This is a genomic window from Metapseudomonas phytobenefica, from assembly GCF_043392685.1.
Lineage (GTDB): Bacteria > Pseudomonadota > Gammaproteobacteria > Pseudomonadales > Pseudomonadaceae > Metapseudomonas.
The window spans coordinates 1-21,645 of sequence record NZ_JBHZGM010000041.1 but is presented as its reverse complement, the minus strand read 5'-3'; the positions used below and the strand labels follow the sequence as shown (position 1 = coordinate 21,645).

The window sequence follows — 21,645 nt, the reverse complement described above, 5'->3', positions numbered from 1 at the left end:
TCGTTTCAGTTGGCGCCCCCCGCTCTAGGGGGCCACCGGCCTACTTCCACCAGTATTCCAGCTGCACACCGAAGTTCGAGCCGTGCAGCGCATCGCCGAAGGCGCCGGTGTCGGACAGGGCCGAACCCGCCGCCAATTGGCTCGCCGCACGCTGGGCCGCATCGTTCCATTTGGCGTAGGTGTAGTACAAGCGGATTTCCGGGCGCTGCCAGAAGCCCGGGCCGGCCGGCGACCAGGTGGGCGCGATGGTGAACTTGGTCAGCTTGCGGGTACCGCCGGGGGCTTCCACCTGGTCGCGGCCCAGCTCAGTGATCAGCTTGAACTGATCGGTGACGGCGTAGACCGGGCGCACACCCACGGAAAGCCAGTTCTGGTCGTCGCCTTCCGGACGCTTGTCCTTCTGATAGACGACTTCGAACTGGCCGCCAAAGCGCGGCGTCACCTGCCAGTCGAAGAACTCCACCACGCGCCAGCTCTGGTTGGCATTGTCCAGCGTCGGGTCGCCAGTGAAGCCCAGCGCGGTGCCGGGGCCACGACCATATTGCAGGACAAAGGTATTCAGCCCACCAAGAAATGGCTTCTGCTTGTGTTGTCCGTGCACCGACCAGCCGCTGTGGGCGTCAGTGCTGTCGGGCTTTTCGAGGTAGCTGACGCCCAACTCGAGTTCACCGCCGGGGTTGGTCTGGAAGCCCGCCACGTTGAAGTCGTGACGGTTGATGTAGGGGTCCTGGAAGACGTTGTCCTTGCGCGAAAACACATAGCTGTACTTCAGGTCGCCGATGCCAACGCTGTCCAGGCCGAAGCCAGTGGCGCTCTGGTTCCAGTAGAAAAAGTCCGAGATGTGGATGTCCTTGCGCTTGTAATAGCGGCGCCCGGCCCAGAAGGATCCGCCACCCAGCGCTGGCATGTCGCTCCATTCGGCGTACATCTGCACCATCCGAGAGTAGCCGTGCTCACCTGTGAATTCGGGGGTGTGACCGTAGTCGTTAAACAGCTGCGCCATGCCTTCGACGCTGATGGTCGAGCCATCGCCCGGTTTGAACAGGTCCTGACGCAGGTCCAGTTCGGCGAGTTGTTCGCATTCATTGCCCAAGCGGTACTTTGCCGGCGCCCCCGGTAATTGGAAGCAGCTCTGGGTGCCGCCACTGTCGGCCCCGCCGACACCGGTACGCACGTAGCCGGTGAACTCCAGGGCGTGGGACGGCAGGGGCAGGATCAGGGCGACAGAGGCCGCCCCCACCAGTTTGCTGAGGGTATGAGTGTTCATGCGTGCTCCGCTGATTGTTCTTGTTGTGCGAGCAGTCGAGAAAACGCCGGGCAACGGCAGTCCATGGCGAGCGGTTTTGCTCACCAGCAAAGCCCTGTCGATTGGCGCTATCGACCGTGAATGAGGGACGACATCAGTGCCGCCGGCTGAGGGCGGCGATCAGGCGCGTGCCTATAGCGGGTGTGGGCCGGATTTGGCGGGGAGAACCGGTTTGGGACGACAGACCGTGGACGAGGGAATGCCAAAGCGTCGGGTACGAATAGGACGGGCCACAGTCGGCGCCGCCATTATTACGGGGGAATTCAGGTTCATTCTTGCTCTCTTGATTGTTCTTGTTCGGCAAGCAGTAGCTCTGTCGGGCAGAGGCGATTCAGGTGAAGTCGTTGCGTGACGCCGTGCGATGGAATATCGGGTACCGCCCTCCTCCTCGTTAGTTCTGGAATGCAGGGTGCCGGTTGGGCCGGCACCCTGCGCGGGTCCCCGAAGGGATCAGCCAAGCATTTCCCGCGCTACGCTCTCGACGCCTTCGGCGTCCAGGCGGTAGTGGCGGTACAGGTGGGTCGGCGGTGCAATCAGGCTGTACTCGTCATAGATGCCGTGGCGGCGGATGCGCGTGCCGATACCAGCTTCGGCGATCACCTCGCACACGGCGCCACCCAGGCCGCCGAGGATGTTGTGCTCCTCCACCGTGAGGATGGCCCGACTCTCGCGAGCGACCTTCAGCACGGCCTCGACATCCAGCGGTTTCACCGTGGTCATATCCAGCACGCCGACCGAGTGGCCCTGCCGGTTCAGCGCCTGTGCCGCCTGCAGTGCCGGATGCACCATGGAGCCTGTGGCGATGATGGTCAGTTCCTCGCCAGACAACAGTGTGGTCGCCTTGCCGAACACGAAGTCCGGTTCCTCTTCGTAGACCACCGGATCGCGCCCACGCTGGATGCGGAAGTAGATCGGCTGCGGGTGGTGGGCCGAGGCCTTGATAGCAGCCTTCAATTGGTTGGCGTCAGCGGGCGCGACGATGGTGATGTCGGCGATCGCGCGCATGATGGCCAGGTCTTCGGTAGCGTGGTGCGAGGTGCCGTAGAAGCCCAGGGAAATGCCCGCGTGGTGGCCAATCAGGCGCACGGGCAGCGCCGAATAGGCCACGTCCATGCGGATCTGTTCGCAGCACAGCAACGGCAGGAAGGAGGCGAAGGTGGCGACGAAGGGCTTCATGCCCACCGCGGCCATGCCGGCGGCGCAGGACACCATATTCTGCTCGGAGATGCCGAACTGCACGAAACGCTCCGGGCAGAGTTCGGCGAACTTCGACAGACCGTTGGAGTACTGCAGGTCAGCGGTACCGGCGACAACCGGCTCGCCCTGCTCCACCAACTCCAACAGCGCGTCGGACAGGGCGTTGAGACCTGGCGTCTGGGTGTTCAGGGCGCGGTACTGCCAGGAGTTCGCGGACAAAGGTCCAGTGTTCATTCAGATCACCTTGCTCTTGATTTCTTCGATGGCGCGTTGCGCGTCTTGCGGGTCGAGATAGCCCAGATGCCAGCCAGGCTCGGTCTCCATATAGGAAACGCCTTTGCCCTTGAGTGTCCGGGCGATGATGCAGACCGGTTTTTCGCGGCCGCGCTCGGCCTTGATGCGTCGCAGCAAGGGCGTCACTGCGGCCAGGTCATGGCCGTCCACGTCGTACACGTCCCAGCCGAAGGCGCGCCACTTGTCCACGAGCGGCTCAACACCGATCACATCGTCGACGCTGCCGTCGAGCTGGAAGCCGTTGCGATCGATGATCGCCACCAGGTTGCCGACCTTGTGGTGTGATGCCGCCATGGCCGCTTCCCAGACCTGGCCTTCCTGCATCTCTCCGTCACCGAGCATGACGAAGGTGGTGAAGTCCTGGCCGAGCATGCGACCGGCCATGGCCATGCCGAGACCACCAGAGAGCGCATGGCCGATGGAGCCAGAGGAGAAGTCCACGCCCGGCACCTTGCGCATATCCGGGTGGTCGCCCAGCGGGTTGCCCAGGCGGGTGTAGCCGTCGAGGATTTCCTTCTCGAAGAAGCCCCACTCCACCAGCACCGGGAACAGGCCGACTGCGGCGTGCCCCTTGCCCATCATGAAGCGGTCGCGCCCAGGCCATTTCGGCTCGCCGTGACGCAGGGCCATGACGTCGTAGTAGAGCGCGGCGAAGAGCTCTGCCGCGGAGAACACCGAGGTGTAGTGCCCCACCTTGGCGATCTCGATGAGACGGATGGTTTCAAGCCGGATGAACTGCGCCTTTTCCCTCAGGCGAGCCAGTTCGGCCGGCGTCAGGGCATATGCATCAGGCTGTTTCGAATCGACTGCGAGTGTCATTTTCTACCTACTGTGAATGATCTTCCGCGCGCCCTCAGGCGCTGACCGCAACGCGCTCCTCGAGGAGCGGCTGCATGTATCGGCCGAGTTCCGGCATCACCTTTTGCGCCGTGAGTTCCATGGAGCGGCGCCAGAGTTGCTCGTCGTCCCATTCGTGGAAGGTGGTCATCAGGGTGCCGAAGGGGCCGGTGCGTTCGCTAAAGGCCACCAACTGCTCGGTCACGCTCCTGGCGTCGCCGTAGATCACCATTTCGCGAATGCAGTGATCTACGGTCACCTCCTCGTCCGTCATGTCCGGGCGGGTCTTGAAGATCTGCATGTAGTTGTTACTGGCGAGGTTATCGATCATGTAGTCGAAGTAGCGCCGCAGAGTGCAGGACGGATCTGCCAGGTAGTCTTCGGCCTGGGCCTGCGAGTCGGCCACGAACACCGAGCGGGCCACGCGCCAGTTGCGTGGATCGGCCTTGTGTCCAGCCGCCTCCGCGCCCTGGACATAGGCCTGCCAGTGGGAGGCAACCGTCGCGGTGGGGTTGAAGTTCGCCGACATCAGGTCCCAGTCGCGACTGCCGGCCAGCTTGGCGGTGCCGGAGAACGGGCTCATGGCGGTGGTCGCCACACGGGGGAACGGCTGCTGGAACGGCTTGGGCATGTAGCCAATTTCCAGCTCGTGGTTGACCGAATCCTTCAGCGAAACATTGAAGAACTCGCCAGCGAACTCATAGGGCGCATCGCCCGCCCAGATGCGCCGGATCATCTCGTAGCACTCGACCATCATCTGGCCACGGTCCTTGCCATTGCTGCCGTAGACCTCGAAGTCCGAGGCGAGGCCGCCAGGGCCGATGCCCATGATGAATCGGCCACGGCTCATGTGGTCGAACATCGCCGCATCCGCCGCGATGCGCGCGGGATGATGGTGAGGCAGGTTGAGCACGCCGGTGCACAGCTTGATGTTGCGGGTCAGCGGAATGAGCGCCGAAAGGAACTGCAGGGAGTTGGTAATGGGCTCGGTGCGCTGGGAGGTGTGCTCGCCCACCCAGATTTCGTCGTAGCCAACTTGGTCCGCATGCACGACGCAGGCGATGTCCTGATCGTACATCTCGTGGTAGTCCCACCCCTTGTGGTGCAGGGGCTGCATGAACATTGCGAGTTTCATCGAGTTTCTCCTTCATTGGGCTATCCGGGCGATAGCGGGCCGTGGCGCCCCCAAAAGGCGCCATGGCGGTTCTTCAAGCGAGTAGTCAGCTGCCGTGGAGGAGCCAGCCACCGTCGACCGTGATGTCGATGCCGGTGATGTACGAGGCCATCGGCGAGGCGAGGAACAAGGCAGCATTGGCCACCTCCTCCGGTTCGCCGGGGCGTCTGAGCGGGATGTTCTCCAGCACTCGGCTCCGCTGATGCTGGCGGAACAGTTCCGGGTCCAGATTGCCGGGGGTCGCGGTCAGCCCCGGCGAAATCGAATTGACCCGAATGCCATGTGCGCTGAGGTCCTTGGCCAGGCTGCGGGTCATGGCCAGAAGCGCGCCCTTGCTGGTGTCGTAGGTCACGTGGTTGGCCATCGGTCGATGGGCGCAAACCGAGGCCAGGTTGACGATGCTGCCGCCGCGTCCCTGCCGCACCATGCACGCACTGGCGCATTGGGCCCCAAAGAAAGCAGCACGGGTGTTGATGCCCTGCACGCGGTCCCAGAAGGCCTCGTCCACCGCCTCCACCGCCCTGAGCGGATAGACGCCGGCGTTGTTCACCCAGATTTCCAGGTCACCGTCTCGTGCCGCCACCTCAGCCAGCCGGGCCACCTGTTCGCGGCTGGCCACATCGGTCTGCATGAAGGTGACGGCCAGTCCCTCCTCCAGCAGCTCGTCAGTGCGCTCGCGGGCCAGGCTGCCGATCACCACCCGAGCGCCAGCCTGGGCCAGGCGCCGGCTGATGTCGAAGCCGATGCCGGAACTGCCGCCGGTGACCACCGCAGCCTTGCCGCGCAGGTCCAGCAATTCCAAAAAAGGCGTTTCAGGGAGGTGGCGGTATTCGATGTCGTGCATGTCCGCCTCCTCAGGCCGTGGCCAGCGCCATAATCTTTTCAGGGGCCACCTGCTCGCCCTGGAGGATGCCCTGGCAGGCGCCACGGGCCATCACCATCACGCGGTGGGACAAGCCGATCACCTCGTCCAGATCGGAACTCACCACCACCACCGCGGCGCCACTGGCCGCCAGGTCGGCGATCAGTTGGTAGATGGACGCGCGCGCGCCCATGTCGATGCCGCGGGTGGGTTCGTCGAGGATGATTACCCTGGGCTGCCGGGCAATCCACTTGGCGATCACCACCTTCTGCTGGTTGCCACCGGAGAGCTTGTCCAGGTGCTTGTACGGCTCGCCTTTGACCCCGAGGGCGGCGATGCGCTCGGCGGCGAAGGCGTCGATTTCCCGCCTGGACAACAGCCCCCTGGCGCCCAGCCGATCAAGGTTGCAGTAGGCCAGGTTCTCGGCGATGGAATGGTCCAGCACCACGCCCTCGGTCTTGCGGTCCTCGGGGATCAGCACCAGTCCAGCGTCGATGGACGAGCGCACGCCGTCCAACTTCACGGCGCGCCCATCCACCGACACCTCGCCGCGCGCTGGCGGCTCCACCCCGGCAATGGCCCGAATCACCTCGCTGCGCCCGGCGCCGACCATGCCAGCGATGCCGAACACCTCGCCGCCGCGCACCGAGAAGGAAATGTCGCGGAAACGCCTGGAGCCGCAACACAACCCGCGCACCGCGAGCACCTCTTTCCCAGCGGGAGCCGGGATGACAGGGAACAGCCGGTCGATGGAACGCCCCACCATTTGTGCCACCAGCGTGCCCACCTCCACCTTGGCGCTTTCGTGGCGCGCCACCAGGTGGCCGTCGCGCATCACCAGGATGCGGTCGGCGATGCGGCCGATCTCTTCCATGCGATGGCTGATGTAGATGAAGGACACGCCTTCTCGCTTGAGCGACTCGATCTGGCGGAACAGCAGCTCGGTTTCCTCCGAGCCCAACGCGGCGGTGGGCTCATCGAGAATCAGCAGACGCGAATCCAGGGTCAGTGCCTTAGCGATCTCCACTAATTGCTGGGCGGCGATGCGCAGGTCGCGCACCAGGGTGTCCGGCGAGATGTCCAGCCCAAGGCGCTCCAGCTGAACCCGCGCATCTCGACGCATACGCTCGCGGTCTACCATCCCGTGGCGGGTGGGCATGTGGCCGAGGAAGATGTTCTCGGCGACGGACAGGTCAGGTAGCAACTGGATTTCCTGGTGGATCATGTTCACGCCCTGGGCGATGGCGTCCTTCGGGCTGGCCGGCGCGTAACGCTGGCCATCGATGGTCATGTCGCCACGGGTCGGGCACAGTGAGCCGGCGATGATCGACGACAGCGTAGACTTGCCCGCGCCGTTCTCGCCCAGAAGCGCCACCACCTCGCCACGGCCGATTTCCAGGCTGATGCTTTCCAGCACGCTGACCGTGTTGAAGGATTTGCCGATGTTTTCGGCGCGGAAGAACGGGGTGTCGGTTGATGCCTGATTCATGCTCGAAGCCCTTCGCCTAGGGATGCTTGGCGAGGAACGCATCGACGTTCTCTCGAGTCGTGACGAAGGCCGGCAGGAACTGCTGCTTCTCCACCGACTTGCCCTCTTTCAGGGCTACGGCGGTGCGCAGAGCAGTACGGCCCATCTCCACCGCCTGCTGGGTGATGGTCATGTCCATCTTGCCGTCGCGCACCGCCTCCAGCGCCGCGGGCAGGCCGTCGTAGCCGAAGATCCACACCTTGTGCTGCACGTTGGCCACCCGCACCGCTTGAGCGGCACCCAGAGCTGGAGCGTCAGAGCGGCCGACAAACACATTGATCTGCGGGTGCTTCTGCAGCATGTCCTGGGCCACCTTGAAGCCGACGTCCTGCAGCCAATCGGTGGGCTTCTGGTCAACCACCTTCATGCCCGGCGTCTTGGCCAGTTCGACATCGAATCCCTTGGCACGGGCGATCTCGGTGGTATCGCCGAGGGTGCCCTGAAGCAGCCCGACTTGGGCACTCGGTCCGGTCAGGCGCACCACCTGGCGAGCCAGTTCGGCGGCGGCAGCGGTGTTGTCAGTGGAGACGTAGGCATCGCACTCGACATTCTTCGGGAAGTTGTCGACGCAGACCACCTTCACCCCCTGCTGCCTGGCCAGGCGCACCGGCACCGCGGAGGCGGCCGAGCCGGTAGCGGTGTAGAGCAGCACATCGATGCCCTTGCTCAGCATGTCCTGGATCTGGCTGACCTGGCGCGCCGGATCGGCCTGGGCATCGGCCACCAGCACATCCTCGATGCCCAGGCCGTTGGCTTGCTCCATCACACCGTCACGCACCATCAGATAGAACACCCACTGCAGGCTGGGGATGGACATGCCGACTTTGATGGGTTTTTCGGCAGCCTGGCTCAGGGTGGGAACCAGCAGAGCGAGAGCGAGCGCTCCGCGCACGAGCGAAGAGAAAAGGGTCATGGGACGCCTCCTGACTTGTTGTGATTGTTAAAGGCAATGCGAGGGGGGATTCAGGCGTTCTTGCGCTTCATCGCGTCGAGCATCACCGCGGCGGCGATGACCAGGCCGATGATTACCTGTTGGACGAACGGGGAGATGCCAGCGAGGTTCAGGCCGTTGCGCAGCACCCCGATGATGAGCACGCCGATCAGGGTGCCGGCCACACTGCCGACGCCGCCCTTCAGGCTGCCGCCGCCGATCACCACGGCGGCGATCACGTCCAACTCGTAGCCAACGCCCGCACCGGCACCGGCAGTGTCCAGGCGCGAGGTCATGATCACGCCACCTAGGGCGGCGGTGATGCCACAGATGATGTAGACGGCTGCGGTGTAGGTCTTGACCCGGATGCCGGAGAGCTTCGCCACTTTTGCGCTGCCGCCGATGGCATAGAGACTACGACCGGCAACAGTGAAGCGCATGACGAACCAGAACAGCGCAGCCAGCACCACGAAGCAGGCCACGGTCAACGACACGAAGCCGGCGTAACGAATGATCGAGAGGTTGCCGAACCACTCCGGGAAACCACTGATCTGGGTCCCATCGGTGACCATGTAGGCCACACCCCGGGCCATGGACATCATCGCCAGGGTGGCGATGAACGAGGGCAGGCCTGCGCGCACCACCATCAGCGAGGTCAGCAAGCCACAGGCTGCGCCGGTGAGGATGGCGCAAAGGATCGCCAGCCCCATGGGCAAGCCCAGCGAACGTTCGGCCCAACTCATCACCATGATGGAAACCGCGAGTACCGCCCCCACTGAGAGGTCGATGCCGCCGATCAGGATCACCAGGGTCATGCCCAGAGCCATGATTCCCAGAACGGTCACCTGGTCGAGGATGTTGAGGAGATTACTGAGAGTCAGGAAGCTGTCGGTGGTGACGCTCAGCACCGCGCACAGCAGGACCAAGCCCAGCAGCGGGCCAGTAACGCCCGACGCCGAAGCGTTGAGTTTCAGGGAAGGGGGAATCAGGCGAGCCTTGGAACCGAAGCTATACATACGAACACCACTTCTTATATTTATTCAATGGGTACTTTTACGTCATTAGGCCGCCAGTTCTCGGAAGCGACCACCCATATATACGAGCGGTGATTCCAACGACTGGGTAATCACATTTATTACGTTCCCGATGAATATCGTATGGGAGCCATACTCAACTTCTTGGACAACTTCGCAGAATATCGCCGCCTGAGCATCGGTCAGATAACGCAGGCCGTTGCTTCCCACTGCCCAGTCGCCATCCACGAAACGGCGCTCGCGAAGTTCGGGCCGACTGAAGATGTTGCACAGCGCCTCGTGCTCGCGCTGCAGCATGTTCACGCAGAAAAGACCGGAGTTCTTGATTATCGGGGATGCACTCGAACTCCGGTTGATGCAAACCAGCGCAGATGCGGGGTCCATCGAAACCGACGAAAATGCGGTGGCCGCCAACCCATGGGGGCAGCAGTTCTCATCCACCGTGGTGACCAACGTGACGGAAGAAGCGAACCGTCCCATTGCGGAACGAAACAGCCCGGGGACTTCTCCACCCATGTTGCTCGAATGGCTAGATTTAACAGACATTTTTTTTCAACTCCTCTTACCGTTGAGCCTGGGTTGATAGTAAGCATCGATCCGCAAGAGGAGGTATTCGCTTTTCCCTTAATGACTTTTCACAAAAACTGAAACCCTCCTCGTTAGATCCAGATGAAAACAGAGTTCGGAATACTCAAAAAATCATTGCCAAGTTATTGAATGGCGCGAAAAAATAGAAAACCCAGTGAGACTGAAACAACAACACCATCCCACAGAGGTCATGTCATGGCGGATAGATTCCAGGACCTGCGGCTTTTCCGGCTGGTCGTGCAAACCGGCTCGCTATCCATGGCAGGACGACAACTCGGCCTCTCGCCTGCCGCGATGAGCGGACGACTCAAGGCGATGGAGGAGTTCTACGGCATACGCCTGGTCAAGCGGAACACCAGGGGGCTTAGCCCAACCGCCGAGGGGCTTTACCTGTTCGAGGCGGCACAGAAGATCCTCGAAGACGTAGAAGTGCTGGACAGCGTCATACGCAGCGGCAACTCACAACTCCGTGGCTCCATCGGGGTGACCTGCCCTACCGATCTGGGCCGCCAGTGGGTCAGCCAGATGGTGGATGCCTTCATCGAAGAGAATCCCCACGTGACCGTACGGTTGTTCTTCACCGACCGTCTGCTGGACTTCGTCGAGTCAGGTTCAGATATCGCCATTCGATATGGCAACCTCCCCGACAGCTCCCTCGTCGCGCGTTCACTCGGCGGCGACCGACGCATCGTCTGTTGCTCCCCCTCCTACTTGGCGCGTCACGGTGCGCCGCGTTACCCGGAGGAGCTGTTGGAACACAACTGCCTGGTCCATTTGCAGGCGGACTTCCCCCAGGACAAGTGGCGCTTCACCCGTGACGGCATGACGTTCTCGGTCCAGGTCAAAGGCAATCGGCTAGTGAACGACGGCTTCACGCTTCGCCAGTGGGCCTTGCAGGGTCTGGGGATCGCCTGGAAATCGGTATGGGAGGTGGCGGAGGACATTGAGGAGCAGCGTCTGGTGCCGCTTCTGGAAGACTTCACATGTCCGGCCACCGGCTTCCATCTGCTGACTGAAGGCGGCAGGAAGCTACCTCAGCGGGTGAAGGCGTTCGTCGACTTCGCCGTCCACTATTTCAATAATCTGCAGACCCCGGCCCGTCATCTGCTGATGGGCCAGTCGCCCCGTTGATTGGAACTACTAGCGCGGTAGGCGCGCGATATCGGTGAAAACCGGCTCCAAAGCTTCCAGAAGCCGCTCATAGGCGGCTCGGTGCTCGCGATACCGCATATGCCGCCGCATGTCTGGTCGGGTAAGCACAGGAGCGGCGCCCGGCGGTGGCTTCGCCGCGTCGCGCAGATCGGCGAACACCCCAGCTCCATGCCCCGCCAGTAGTGCAGCGCCCACGGCGGCTGCCTCGAAGACAGCGCTACGCGCGTAGGGCAAACCCAGCACATCAGCCTTGATCTGATTGAAGACATCGCTTGTGGCACCGCCCCCGACCACCGCTACAGCTCTTGGTGAGAGTTTAAGACCGCTAGCCACCATGCATTCCTTGAAGCTTGCGTATTCGTAGGCAGTCGCCTCGACCATGGCGCACTGCATGTCGGCCAGGGTGTGATGCCACCCAAGCCCGACGAATGCCCCCCGCATGTCAGGCATCACCGGTATATGGCGCCCACCCATGTGTGGGACGAATAGCAGCGGAGCAGCGCCCCGACGATTCCGCAGGGCTGCCGTGACGCTATGGGGCGGCCGCTCGCCGGCCTGAAGGGACTCCAGCCAGTCGAAGTTCAGTCCTGCTCCGCCAACGTAGCCGGCGTTGTAGTAAAGGCCTGGCAAACAGTGTCGCAAGGTAAGCAGCTTCCGACTTTGGGTATCGACGCCGAAGTCGTGGCGAATGGCGCACAGTACCGCCCCCGTCCCCGAAATATCGACCAATTGACCTGCATCGAACATCGCGCTGCCGAGCAGTGTGGCAGCCACATCACCACAACCCGCATGGAGGGGGGTTCCCTGGGCCAGGCCAGTGAGGCCTGCGAACTCGGTTGTTAGGCCGCCGATCCGCTGCCAGGGCTCCACGATGCGCGGCAAGTGTTCCTCATTCAGTCCAAGGCTGTGCACGAGCGAGCGGTTCCACTCCCCCCGCGGGACGTCGGCGAAATTGTTGAAACCCAGATGGGTCGTATCGACGAATGCGGCCTCACCGGATAGACCGGTGAGCCGGCCGGCGACAAAGGCCGAGGGTGTCGTTAGTTTGCATACCTGGCGGTACTGATCAGGCAGCTTGAGCTTCAGCTGCAGCCATTTCGCCGCGTGGCTGGCAATCAGCTGACCACCCGACTTGTTAACGACTTCCTGCTCAAACGGTCGCAACAGATCCAGAGTTGAGGCGCAATCCAGGTCCAGCCAGGAATCGCAGACTCCAAGCGAGTACCCGTCGACATCCACGAAACACAGACCAGCCATCTGCCCACAGACCGCTATACCTGCAACCTGCTCCGGGCGCGCCCTGGCCTCGGCAAGGGCCTGGCGGATCGCCGATACGGCCGAGACAAGAGAAGACTCGGCGTGGAATCCGTCCTGTCTGGCTCGTTGCTCCACCGGGACGCTCTTCATGCGGGCGATCCCTCGCATGGTTCCTTGCTCGTCGATTGCAACCGCCCGCGTACTCGAAGTCCCAATGTCCAGTCCGAGCAGTATCGCCTGGCTACTCAATTGAGCTGCGCTCCAGGGGTTGTTGGGGGAAACGAGGCAGCTTAGGGAATCATTCGACGCGAACGTGCTCGACCAGGAAATCCAGCACTGCTCGAACCCTCAACGGCACGTTGCCGTCTTGCCCGACAAACACAGCATGCACCTCTTCCAGATCACCGGGATTGAACGCCTCCATGACCGGAACAAGACGTCCCTGGGCAATGTCATCTCGCACCCGGAATGCGGCGAGCCGCGCAAGGCCCACGCCGTTAAGCGCAAGGCAACGGAGCGCTTCGCCGTCGCTCGCCTGGACGTTGCCGTTGGTGGCCAGCTTGAACGTCTGTGGGCCATTCTGAAGCGGCCATCCATTCATGGAACGCACATAGTTTGCCGTTAGCAGGTTATGCCGTTGCAGTTCGTCCGGCCCCTCGGGAACGCCATTACGTTCAAGATAGTCAGGCGCTCCGACGATCACCATACGAGTAGCCCCGAGCTTACGCGCGACCAGATTGGAGCTCTTCATCGGGCCCGCGCGCACGGCAATATCGGTGCGCTGCCCAAGCACATCGATGACCTCGTCGGTTAGCACAATATCCAGCGTAACCTCGGGAAGTCGCTCCGTAAGCAACGGTACCAATGGCAGCAGGAAATGGTAGCCAAAGGTGAAATTCGAGTTGATCCTCACCGTTCCGCGAGGCGCGGCCTGGGAAGCGACATTCCGTTCAATGTCATCCAGGTCGGCCAGTACGCACACACCGCGTTCGTAGTAAGTGCGCCCTTCGTTGGTCAGGCTCAGTTGCCGCGTGGAGCGATTCAACAGTCTCGACCCTAGCCGGGACTCCAGGCGGGCAATGAGTTTGCTCACGGCTGACGGCGTCATCTGGAAGTCACGTGCCGCCGCGGAGAAGGTTCCCGTCTCTACGACGCGTGCGAAGACCTCCAGTTCTCCAGAGCGATTGATATCAAGGCGCGCCATTGCTGCTCCGTACTGAATGATTGGGACAGGTAGCCTTGCCGAAAAATCTTACAGGGCGGATCAACCGCGCTCTATCGAGTGAAATCAGTCTTCACCAAAAGTGAAAAGTGCGCACTGGTATGAAGCACGCACTGTCCATGTCGAATCGCTGACTAGCCGGCAAGGCCATCAAGCAATACAACCAGCGTCTGCTTCAGAAGAATGACCAGCGCTTCGTTGCGCCTAGGCAAGGCGAAGACGATTGGCTCGTGCACCAGGTCCGTACTTTTGGAGGAATATCCCAAGGGCGCGGGTCAACCTGACTGCCACCACCCTCCCCTGGCAGACCGACCAGGCCCTTAACGAGCTGACGCCCAGCTAGAGCGCCAGATCAGCCCGTCATCCCCAGAACAGAGAGAGCGGAACGGCCGCCAGTTGCTGGTCGAAACGTACCACCTGCTCCCCCGTGTAGAAGACGATTCCTCGTTTGAATTGCCGAGGTGTCGTATCGCGCAGGTGACGCAGGCCATTGAAGTCCTTGGCGCTGATCGTGGTAGCCGCCTTGACCTCCACCCCTACCAATTCGCCCTGCCGGTTCTCCAGGACAAAGTCGACCTCCACGCCGCTGGAGGTGCGGTAGTGCATCAATGTCGTCCGCACCTCCGCCCACGTCTGATGCTTGGCCAGTTCCGCAAATACAAACGCCTCCACCAAGTCACCCGGCAAACCGAGCGAAGCTGACACACCGGACCTGCTCAGCCCCTGCAGGTGGGCCATCAGCCCATAGTCAGTCACGAACAGCTTGGGAGACTTCTGCAAGCGTTTGCCCAGATTGGAAGACCAGGACGGAACTTGGCGAATCAGGAAAAGTGTTTCCAGCATCGTCAGGTAACGCTTCAAAGTCGTCTGCGGAATACCAGTGGCGCGGGACAGTTCAGCAGCATTGAGCAGACCGCCACTGCGCGCGGCCAGCAACTGCATCAGCCGGGGTAGCTCCGTCAGCCCCTCGATCTGGGCCAGATCACGAACGTCACGCAACAAGATGGTGCTTAGATAGTTGTCGAACCAGGCTTCGCGCCGGCGATCGTTCGTACGTGATAGCGCCTCCGGATAGCCTCCAGCCGTGAGCCGCCCAATGAAGTCATCACGTTGATAGGCACAGCGATCCGGGAACTCCCCGTCAAACAGCCTATCGATCATGCTAATTGGCCGGTCGGCAATTTCACTCTGCGCCAGCGGCCAGAGTGTCAGTACCTCCATACGGCCGGCCAGGGAGTCGGCAATCTGGGGCAGTAGCAGGACATTAGCCGAGCCGGTCAGCAAGAAACGTCCTGGCGTACGATCCTTGTCCACCTCGGCTTTTATGGCCAGGAAAATCCCGGGAGCTCGCTGCACCTCATCCAGGCAGACCGGCCCTTCGAGCGCGCCAATGAAGCCGAACGGGTCGGCTTGAGCAGCTGCCAGCACAGCGGGATCATCAAAGGTGAAATAGCGGACGTCCTGCTCCAGGGTCCGAACGAGGGTGCTCTTGCCCGTCTGGCGCGCACCATTGATCAGAACGACCGGAGAGTCATCCAGAGCCTCAAGCGTGTATTGGCGAACTCTGCGTGGGTACATTGTGTAAATTCATCCATTAACTGGGTGAAATTACACCATTCTTCTGGATGCTTTTCCAGCGAACCGATCCCTTCCGCCCCTCGGCACATGGCCTTCGACTCACTGCCCGCGCACGGTAAGCGAACGGGCATTACACCTTGCCGGCGGATACCCAGTTGTGCGGCAGCAGCTCGGCCAGAGCGCTGGCCTTCTGCGTCGGCAGTCGTGTCAGCACATCCTTGAGATAGGCATACGGATCATGTCCGTTCATGCGGGCCGACTGGATCAGGCTCATGATCGCCGCCGCTCGTTTTCCGCTGCGTAGCGATCCGGCAAACAACCAGTTCGAGCGGCCTAGCGCCCATGGCCGAATCTGGTTCTCGACCGGATTATTGTCGATGGACACAGCACCATCCTCGACATAGCGAGTCAGTGCCAGCCAGCGTTTGAGGCTGTAATCCAAGGCTTTCGCCGTTGCTGATCCGTTGGGCACCAGATCACGCTGGGCCAGCATCCAGTCATGCAGCGCGTCGAGGATCGGCGAAGCTTTTTCCTGGCGTATTCGCCCGCGTTCTTCATCGCTCATGTCGCGCACTTGGCGTTCGATTTCGTACAGCCCAGCGATCGAGTGCAGCGCCTGTTCGGCCAGTTGGCTTTTGTTCGCCGTGTGCAAGTCGAAGAACTTGCGCCGGGCGTGGGCCATGCAGCCGATCTCGGTCACGCCTTGCTCGAAGCTGGCCTTGTAGCCAGCGAAGTCGTCGCAGACCAGCTTGCCATTCCACTGGCCAAGAAAATTGCGCGCATGCTCGCCGGCACGGCTGGGGCTGAAGTCGTAGACCACGGCCTTCAGGTCGGCGAAGGGCGTGGTGCTGTAGGCCCAGACGTAAGCCCGATGGGTTTTCTTCTCGCCTGGGGCGAGCATTTGCACCGGGGTTTCGTCGGCGTGGATCACGCGTTGGCCCAGCACGGCTTCGCGCAGCGCATCGACCAGCGGCTGAAGCTGTACGCCGGTTTGCCCGACCCACTGCGCCAGCGTCGAGCGGGCGATAGCGAGACCGGCACGGCCAAAAATCTTCTCCTGCCGGTACAGCGGCAAGTGATCAGCGAATTTGGCCACCATCACGTGAGCCAGGAGGCCGGCGGTGGGGATGCCCTTGTCGATCACCTGGGCCGGCACTGGTGCCTGGATCAGTGTTTCGCACTGGCGACAGGCCCATTTCCCACGTACGTGCTGTTCGACGGTGAACACGCCCGGCGTGTAATCCAGCTTTTCGCTGACGTCTTCACCGATGCGTTGCAGCTGGCAGCCGCAGGCGCACTGGGTGTTCTCCGGCTCGTGACGGATCACGGTGCGCGGGAATTGCGCTGGCAGCGGTGTGCGCTTGGGCTGTTGGCGTGGTTCGGCTGGGGCAACCGGGGGATTGACGGCTTTCAACTCCGCCTCGATGGCGGCGATGTCCGTGTCGAGCAGGTCATCCAGCAGGCTGCCCTGGTCAGGGCTTAGTTGCTCGCTGCGTTTGGCGAACTTGTGCCGTTTGAGCAACGCGATTTCGTGGGCGAGCTGTTCGTTGACCGTTTCGATGCGCTGGATCTTCTTGCCCATCGTGTCGACTTGCGACAGCAATTGCGCGGCCAGTGCGCGCAGTTGGTCAGGTGTCAGTTGGTCGAGGTTGGGCGAGGCAGTCATGCCGCTGATTGTGCCAGAGCGGGCGGTCAGCGGAGATAAACCGATGGGCTAATGGCAGGTGCTACAGCACTGTGATCGCGCCGGCTGCGCCGACCCGCTGCCAGGGTAACCCCAGTACCAACGCCTGAAGTTGCTCGGCGTCCAGCTCCACTTCGGCGCCGTGCCGGATGCCTGGCCAATGAAACTTGCCTTGGTTCAATCGCCGCGAGGCGAGCCAGATACCCACGCCGTCATGCACCAGGACTTTCATGCGGTTGGCGCGGCGATTGGCGAAGAGATACGCGCAGTGCGGCTTCGCCGCACCGAATACCGCCACCACACGGGCCAACGCGGTGTCAGTGCCGGCACGCATGTCCATTGGCTCGGTGGCGAGCCAGATAGCGTCGATGCGGATCACTGCATGAGCCCGCGTACAAACCGGGCGCAGCCTTCAGGATCGGAGGCTGGCCATTTCACCGTGACCGATTGCTCGCCAAGCGGTAGCTCGATAATCACCGATGCTTCAGCCGGCCGTTTCGGCGTAGTCCTCACTGGAACGAACGCCGGCAACGCCGCCGGTGGCTGATCTCGGTAAAGCGGTAGCCACTTGCGAATGACGTTGGCGTTGATGCCGTGACTGATGGCAACGCTGGAGACGGTCGCACCGGGTTGCAGGCATTCCTGAACAACCTGGGCCTTGAACGGTTTGGGGTAAGAGCTTCGTTGGCGCATGGAAATCCCGGCGATAAGGGCTATCGCGTCCGCTTAAAAATACGCGGACACCATCGCCCTTAGTGCTGGAGTTCGGAAGGTGACTTGGCTGGACGCTTACCGCGCACGTGCAGATCTTCCCAATACACGGCCTTCAAATACCAATAATCGCCTTAGTAGGGTGTACTGCAGAGGGGTTGGGCAAGCTAGCGAGTGCTCCATCCTATCCTCTGCACCCCATGCCAGTGGTCGACCTCGTAACTCACTGATTTTAAAGCATCATCTGGGGCGCTCGCTGCAACCGATGCCCTACGCTACCTGACGGTTATCAACGATTTCCCGCAAAAGTCCCTGACCAGCTTGCCGACTTCTTCCTGCGAACTCGCTGGTAGCCACTTCTCGTGACATCGCCCTTTACAACTCCCTCCTGAGAAGCGGCAGAGATCGACCTGGATCTATCAACGAGGCGCGAGTCAGGGGAACAAGTGGACGAAAGGAATGTGAAAAAGCACATGAATGATGTGGCTCGCCTTTCCCAACTGATTGCACCGGAGCTACGTATAGCCCTCCCTGGAAAAGTCATGGAGCAGTTTCGGGAGTTCCTACCACGACTTCGCAGATCTGGAATCTTGTTTAAGGATCTGGATATGGGTCACACGACGTTAGATGCTGTTACGGATCTCCTTGAAGCGGTCTTCGTTGCACCCCCATCCCATCGCCAGTAATGATAGCTGTGCGTAACGGCAGACAGCATCGCCGCTTTGGCAATTCTCAACACAATCAAACTTATTGGCGAACAGCTTCATTTTGCCTCCCACCTTGAAAGGAAAGCGCAGATGTTTCCATGCCCCCTTTCCCGTTGCCAGCCGCACCAGCGGCGGGGCATCGCCCGATGTGGAGATGATCGCTCAGTAGAAGATGCGGTCGCCGTATCCCCAGATCGCGGTACCGAGAATGACCTCTACCAATGCCACCTTGCGGAGAAAACTGATGGGGGAGGCAAATTTGCTAAGGGCGTTTGTGAGCCGCGGCAGAGCCTCTGACAGAAGGTGATCGGCCATCAGAGCCATCATCGTGACAAGGGCTCCAGAGCGCATCACCCAAACGGGTATCGACTCACTCTCTGTTTTCCACACCCCGAAATGGGAAAGCATTGGAACAAGCAGCGCCAAAATCATCAGAAAGAGCGCACAAGATATACGCCTCCACAGCTCAGACTTCGATGCAGCAGCTACTCCCTCAGGCTCAAACGACGAAATCACGCCCAGACTCTCCCATTGAAAGAAAAAGCCAAGGCAAAGCCTTGGCTCTTGAATTGGTGCGGGTCAGAGGAATCGAACCTCTCCGGCGCTGTTGGTAACCGCTTATCAATCGCAGCATCGCCAATGATCTAACCGTATACATAGGACCCGCAGAGCCGTTCCGCACCAGTTAAACATCGCAGGTAATAGCGTCATGAGAGCCCCCAAATCCAGAGTGTCAAAAAACCCAAACAACAGAGGAAGTACAGCGGAAAGGTCTGCAGTAATGGCTAAAACACTGGTGAATGCTGCTTTTGAGGCAGCCACTTTGTCCAACACATTAGGCCAGCTTTTGGCTGACCCTGCAATTCGACGCAATACTATACGCTTAGGGATGATTTCCACAAAACGCGACGAGGCACTTGGTGCTCAACCACATGCAAGTACCTCGGGACAGGGTACGTTCTCTAGGATTGCGTCCTTCCCCACACATCGTTGCGATGTTTCGGTCTTCTCGCCACGACTCAGTAACCTCGTCCGCACATTTCAACAAACGTTCGAGGATACCCCGTGGGCTCTTGCCGACGAGCCCCAGATTGCGCACCTCGCAGAAAAATGCTGTCTCCAGCGATTCGACATCCGGGCCGATCGTTGGGTACAGAGGCACCAAGTTGAGACTGGTCTTCACCTCCACGCAGGCAAAGTTCGTTATGCGGCGGTAAGCTGGTGAAACTGCTCGATGAGGGAGTGATTCCTCATGCCAAGACTGATTGCCGCCGCAGGGTCACGTTCCCTGATCTGATGGCATACAAGGAGCTTCGAGAACGCGCTGGCCGTGAAACCATGGATCAGCTTGCCGCTCAGGCACAGGAGTTAAGCATGGGGTAGGGATGAGCATTCACGGTTTACTGCCATCGTTGATGCGAATGACCTGTTCCTTACCCCGCTTCGTGACTTCTTGATGCACCCTGCTCTGACTGGCGTATAACGCGCGTGCTGGACAGACCAGCCGTACGGCTGGAGCGGCAGGTGAGCGCAGAACGCGAAGTTGCTTAGAACCATCGATAGGACGATTCACAGTCGATAGCCGCCCCCCACAAGGCCCCAGTCAATGGTCTACTAAACCTGGAGAGATCCCTCCTCCCTTGGCATCAGGTCGATAGACCACGCTTCCAACTGCTCCTGCGATACTTGGGAGCGATCGAGCAAATCAAGAAGCTCTTCCTGTCGCGGCTGGCCAAAGACCACGCGGTAAGCAGCCAGCTGTCGTTTCAATCTGGCGAAGGCCACTACCTCACTGGTGTAGGGTAATGCCGGCACCAGCCGTTCGATCCGGGCCGCCCCCGGAGCCACCCAATAGGGAACCAGCTCGCTACGCCCTTGCGCACGCGCTTCCTGGTCGGCCTGCTCGAAGATTTCTTGCCAGAGGTTCCGACCCAGTTTCCAGTTGCTCAGTGAGTCAGGCGAAAAGCGTGCAGCAACATTTTTGCGCACTGCGTGTCCCTTATATCGATGCACCCGCCCTTCTCGTTGTTCCATATCCACCGGATTGCCAGGCAAGTTCCAATGGACAATTCGGTGACACCAGGGATGGAAGTCGAGTCCCTCTTGTCCCACCGATGTACTGGAGAGTAAGAACGGACGGAATGGGCTATTGAAGGCCTTTCGGACCGCATCCTGAGTCAAGCCACCTTCCTCCGACTGCAGATGCCCAAGGCGCAGCGCAAACATCATCCGCAGGTGCAGATCCTCCGTCTCAACCTGCTCATCCCTTACCCGGTAGCAGCGAGCCAATGCTCGTGACGGTCGTGGTTCTACCATTTCCACCACATCCGCCACGCAGTCTCGGCAGACGGAATCCGTTTCCTGACCTGCAGCCCACCCATGCTGCTCGAACACCAGATGCCAGGTTTCGTCGAGCACAGCCTGCAAATTACCGTCGCGGCAATAGCGCAATACACGATGCCAGTATGCATCTTCATCGTTGGAGTCCGAACTGGTGGAGTCCAGCTGACGAATCAAGCGAATCGATGTTGGGCGATTGAACAAACGCCAGAATGAAAAGGCTGTCCTAGCCGCAAGCTCTCGACGCACCTGTGGCGACAAGCCCGTCACATCAAGCATGCGCGCAGCAAGTACCGCAGGCGAGCCTAGAGCCACATCAGTGATGGTCTCAAGCAGGTTCTCTGGACGGCGCCCCAGCGTACTTACATCCAGAGAGAGAAGGTCTTCCACGTAACCCGGCAAATACTCCGGGTTAGGGCGATACTCTGGAGCCGTGGCATCGTGCGGCCAATTACGCAGAAACTCACGCATGCCAGAGTCCAACAACAACGGGGCGACCCATTCCCAACGATTGTCTACTACTCCATCCTCCGGATCAGGCAAGCTTCGGAGCAGCTCAAACACCTGACTGCGTACCCACTCTCGCCGGTCAACACCGACCGGAGCAGCAAGGGGATGAGCCATATCAGCCAGTGTCAGACACGGCATAAGCAACAGCAGAAGGCGATGACGGGCCCGTGAGCCATCGGTCTCAGTCAGGCGCAGCAGAGCACTCTGGCGGCGGTCCGGTTCGTGATAGTTTTCAAAGTTGGGTCCCAGCATGAGTCGCTCGGCCTCATAGCTAAGCAGCCCACTGACCACATCAGGGACCATGTTCCAGGCCGAGAACAAAAGCGCTTTGCTCTGCTCATGCTGTCCCTCATAGGCTCCTGCCAAGGGCCAGTATGGTACGGTCGGTGGCATCCAAAGCAGCTTCCACAGCCCACTATCGATCAAACGCCCCCGCAAATCACGCAGTTTGGCATGCGCATCCGGCACAGGTTCGAGCTTTGAAACTGCGTCGAAAGACAGCATGCTGTCTTGGTACTCGCCAATAACCTTGGCCAGTTTTCCCGGGAAGCGCTTCTGGGTTTCCTGAATTCGCTCATCCACCTTGTAACGATGCATGAAGTTCGTTAGGTTCTGTACGAAAAGTACTGCCGTAGGCATCGCAGCGTGCAAGCCAGCGTGACCATCGCGCCAAAACTTCTGGCGAGCTTGTCGTAGCGGGTGCCAATTCTCCGGTTCTCTTTCAGCCAGCCAA

The 21,645-nt window shown here is 60.7% G+C and carries 20 protein-coding genes and 1 pseudogene; 2 read left to right on the top strand and 19 right to left on the bottom strand.

What is annotated here, in order from left to right; genetic code table 11:
- Window positions 1–40: 40 nt before the first annotated feature.
- Window positions 41–1,267, bottom strand: coding sequence for a maltoporin (locus tag ACFW0B_RS23445; protein ID WP_449151376.1), 1,227 nt, complete (start codon window positions 1,265–1,267; stop codon window positions 41–43).
- Here ACFW0B_RS23445 and ACFW0B_RS23440 point away from each other — a divergent pair.
- Complete coding sequence (locus tag ACFW0B_RS23440; protein ID WP_449151375.1) at window positions 1,266–1,391, top strand: hypothetical protein; 126 nt, start codon at window positions 1,266–1,268, stop codon at window positions 1,389–1,391. The two genes, ACFW0B_RS23445 and ACFW0B_RS23440, sit on opposite strands and share 2 nt — an antisense overlap.
- A gap of 365 nt (window positions 1,392–1,756) precedes the next feature.
- On the opposite strand, the gene ACFW0B_RS23435 is transcribed toward ACFW0B_RS23440, so the two are convergent.
- The 8 genes from ACFW0B_RS23435 to ACFW0B_RS23400 all read right to left on the bottom strand — a co-directional run bounded on the left by ACFW0B_RS23435 (window position 1,757) and on the right by ACFW0B_RS23400 (window position 9,643).
- The gene (locus ACFW0B_RS23435; protein WP_449151374.1) at window positions 1,757–2,737 is read right to left on the bottom strand and encodes a transketolase family protein; all 981 of its coding nucleotides are present in this window, start codon (window positions 2,735–2,737) and stop codon (window positions 1,757–1,759) included.
- Window positions 2,738–3,616 (bottom strand): transketolase, encoded by an 879-nt coding sequence (locus ACFW0B_RS23430; protein WP_449151373.1) that lies wholly within the window; start codon window positions 3,614–3,616, stop codon window positions 2,738–2,740.
- 34 nt (window positions 3,617–3,650) lie between these two features.
- A complete protein-coding gene (locus tag ACFW0B_RS23425; RefSeq protein WP_449151372.1) occupies window positions 3,651–4,769 on the bottom strand; it encodes an LLM class flavin-dependent oxidoreductase in 1,119 nt (372 codons plus the stop codon).
- 85 nt (window positions 4,770–4,854) lie between these two features.
- Window positions 4,855–5,652, bottom strand: coding sequence for an SDR family NAD(P)-dependent oxidoreductase (locus ACFW0B_RS23420; RefSeq protein ID WP_449151371.1), 798 nt, complete (start codon window positions 5,650–5,652; stop codon window positions 4,855–4,857).
- Between the two features lie 10 nt (window positions 5,653–5,662).
- Window positions 5,663–7,159 (bottom strand): sugar ABC transporter ATP-binding protein, encoded by a 1,497-nt coding sequence (locus tag ACFW0B_RS23415; RefSeq protein WP_449151370.1) that lies wholly within the window; start codon window positions 7,157–7,159, stop codon window positions 5,663–5,665.
- Between the two features lie 16 nt (window positions 7,160–7,175).
- On the bottom strand, window positions 7,176–8,111 hold the full coding sequence (locus ACFW0B_RS23410; RefSeq protein WP_449151369.1) for a substrate-binding domain-containing protein: 936 nt from the start codon (window positions 8,109–8,111) through the stop codon (window positions 7,176–7,178).
- A 50-nt stretch (window positions 8,112–8,161) separates the two neighbouring features.
- Window positions 8,162–9,145, bottom strand: coding sequence for an ABC transporter permease (locus tag ACFW0B_RS23405; protein WP_449151368.1), 984 nt, complete (start codon window positions 9,143–9,145; stop codon window positions 8,162–8,164).
- A 45-nt stretch (window positions 9,146–9,190) separates the two neighbouring features.
- Window positions 9,191–9,643, bottom strand: coding sequence for a flavin reductase family protein (locus ACFW0B_RS23400; protein WP_449151395.1), 453 nt, complete (start codon window positions 9,641–9,643; stop codon window positions 9,191–9,193).
- A gap of 303 nt (window positions 9,644–9,946) precedes the next feature.
- Between ACFW0B_RS23400 and ACFW0B_RS23395 the strand changes: the two genes are divergently transcribed.
- Window positions 9,947–10,882, top strand: coding sequence for a LysR family transcriptional regulator (locus ACFW0B_RS23395; RefSeq protein ID WP_449151367.1), 936 nt, complete (start codon window positions 9,947–9,949; stop codon window positions 10,880–10,882).
- Between the two features lie 9 nt (window positions 10,883–10,891).
- On the opposite strand, the gene ACFW0B_RS23390 is transcribed toward ACFW0B_RS23395, so the two are convergent.
- The 10 genes and pseudogenes from ACFW0B_RS23390 to ACFW0B_RS23345 all read right to left on the bottom strand — a co-directional run.
- Window positions 10,892–12,409, bottom strand: a complete 1,518-nt coding sequence (locus ACFW0B_RS23390) for a xylulokinase (RefSeq protein ID WP_449151366.1) — start codon at window positions 12,407–12,409, stop codon at window positions 10,892–10,894.
- Between the two features lie 49 nt (window positions 12,410–12,458).
- On the bottom strand, window positions 12,459–13,364 hold the full coding sequence (locus tag ACFW0B_RS23385) for a LysR family transcriptional regulator (protein WP_449151365.1): 906 nt from the start codon (window positions 13,362–13,364) through the stop codon (window positions 12,459–12,461).
- A gap of 378 nt (window positions 13,365–13,742) precedes the next feature.
- Window positions 13,743–14,960 (bottom strand): ATP-binding protein, encoded by a 1,218-nt coding sequence (locus ACFW0B_RS23380; RefSeq protein WP_449151364.1) that lies wholly within the window; start codon window positions 14,958–14,960, stop codon window positions 13,743–13,745.
- A 130-nt stretch (window positions 14,961–15,090) separates the two neighbouring features.
- Window positions 15,091–16,626 (bottom strand): IS66 family transposase, encoded by a 1,536-nt coding sequence (gene tnpC, locus ACFW0B_RS23375; protein WP_449151363.1) that lies wholly within the window; start codon window positions 16,624–16,626, stop codon window positions 15,091–15,093.
- A 61-nt stretch (window positions 16,627–16,687) separates the two neighbouring features.
- The gene (gene tnpB / locus ACFW0B_RS23370) at window positions 16,688–17,023 is read right to left on the bottom strand and encodes an IS66 family insertion sequence element accessory protein TnpB (protein ID WP_449151362.1); all 336 of its coding nucleotides are present in this window, start codon (window positions 17,021–17,023) and stop codon (window positions 16,688–16,690) included.
- Window positions 17,020–17,337: an IS66-like element accessory protein TnpA gene (gene tnpA, locus ACFW0B_RS23365; RefSeq protein ID WP_449151361.1), complete on the bottom strand. Its 318-nt coding sequence runs from the start codon at window positions 17,335–17,337 to the stop codon at window positions 17,020–17,022. The genes tnpB and tnpA overlap by 4 nt, the downstream gene beginning before the upstream one ends.
- A gap of 641 nt (window positions 17,338–17,978) precedes the next feature.
- Window positions 17,979–18,122, bottom strand: a complete 144-nt coding sequence (locus tag ACFW0B_RS23360; RefSeq protein ID WP_449151360.1) for a hypothetical protein — start codon at window positions 18,120–18,122, stop codon at window positions 17,979–17,981.
- Window positions 18,123–18,224: 102 nt separating this feature from the next.
- The gene (locus tag ACFW0B_RS23355; RefSeq protein ID WP_449151359.1) at window positions 18,225–18,578 is read right to left on the bottom strand and encodes a hypothetical protein; all 354 of its coding nucleotides are present in this window, start codon (window positions 18,576–18,578) and stop codon (window positions 18,225–18,227) included.
- 1,098 nt (window positions 18,579–19,676) lie between these two features.
- Complete coding sequence (locus ACFW0B_RS23350) at window positions 19,677–21,509, bottom strand: C-terminal helicase domain-containing protein (RefSeq protein WP_449151358.1); 1,833 nt, start codon at window positions 21,507–21,509, stop codon at window positions 19,677–19,679.
- A gap of 8 nt (window positions 21,510–21,517) precedes the next feature.
- Window positions 21,518–21,645, bottom strand: a pseudogene (locus ACFW0B_RS23345) (IS5/IS1182 family transposase); the annotation flags it as partial.

Coding starts and splice junctions, on each gene's coding strand:
- ACFW0B_RS23440 (WP_449151375.1), top strand. CDS start 1,266: ATGCGTGCTCCGCTGATTGTTCTTGTTGTGCGAGCAGTCGAGAAAACG.
- ACFW0B_RS23445 (WP_449151376.1), bottom strand. CDS start 1,267: ATGAACACTCATACCCTCAGCAAACTGGTGGGGGCGGCCTCTGTCGCC.
- ACFW0B_RS23435 (WP_449151374.1), bottom strand. CDS start 2,737: ATGAACACTGGACCTTTGTCCGCGAACTCCTGGCAGTACCGCGCCCTG.
- ACFW0B_RS23430 (WP_449151373.1), bottom strand. CDS start 3,616: ATGACACTCGCAGTCGATTCGAAACAGCCTGATGCATATGCCCTGACG.
- ACFW0B_RS23425 (WP_449151372.1), bottom strand. CDS start 4,769: ATGAAACTCGCAATGTTCATGCAGCCCCTGCACCACAAGGGGTGGGAC.
- ACFW0B_RS23420 (WP_449151371.1), bottom strand. CDS start 5,652: ATGCACGACATCGAATACCGCCACCTCCCTGAAACGCCTTTTTTGGAA.
- ACFW0B_RS23415 (WP_449151370.1), bottom strand. CDS start 7,159: ATGAATCAGGCATCAACCGACACCCCGTTCTTCCGCGCCGAAAACATC.
- ACFW0B_RS23410 (WP_449151369.1), bottom strand. CDS start 8,111: ATGACCCTTTTCTCTTCGCTCGTGCGCGGAGCGCTCGCTCTCGCTCTG.
- ACFW0B_RS23405 (WP_449151368.1), bottom strand. CDS start 9,145: ATGTATAGCTTCGGTTCCAAGGCTCGCCTGATTCCCCCTTCCCTGAAA.
- ACFW0B_RS23400 (WP_449151395.1), bottom strand. CDS start 9,643: ATGGGACGGTTCGCTTCTTCCGTCACGTTGGTCACCACGGTGGATGAG.
- ACFW0B_RS23395 (WP_449151367.1), top strand. CDS start 9,947: ATGGCGGATAGATTCCAGGACCTGCGGCTTTTCCGGCTGGTCGTGCAA.
- ACFW0B_RS23385 (WP_449151365.1), bottom strand. CDS start 13,364: ATGGCGCGCCTTGATATCAATCGCTCTGGAGAACTGGAGGTCTTCGCA.
- ACFW0B_RS23380 (WP_449151364.1), bottom strand. CDS start 14,960: ATGTACCCACGCAGAGTTCGCCAATACACGCTTGAGGCTCTGGATGAC.
- tnpC (WP_449151363.1), bottom strand. CDS start 16,626: ATGACTGCCTCGCCCAACCTCGACCAACTGACACCTGACCAACTGCGC.
- tnpA (WP_449151361.1), bottom strand. CDS start 17,337: ATGCGCCAACGAAGCTCTTACCCCAAACCGTTCAAGGCCCAGGTTGTT.
- ACFW0B_RS23360 (WP_449151360.1), bottom strand. CDS start 18,122: ATGAAGCTGTTCGCCAATAAGTTTGATTGTGTTGAGAATTGCCAAAGC.
- ACFW0B_RS23350 (WP_449151358.1), bottom strand. CDS start 21,509: ATGCATCGTTACAAGGTGGATGAGCGAATTCAGGAAACCCAGAAGCGC.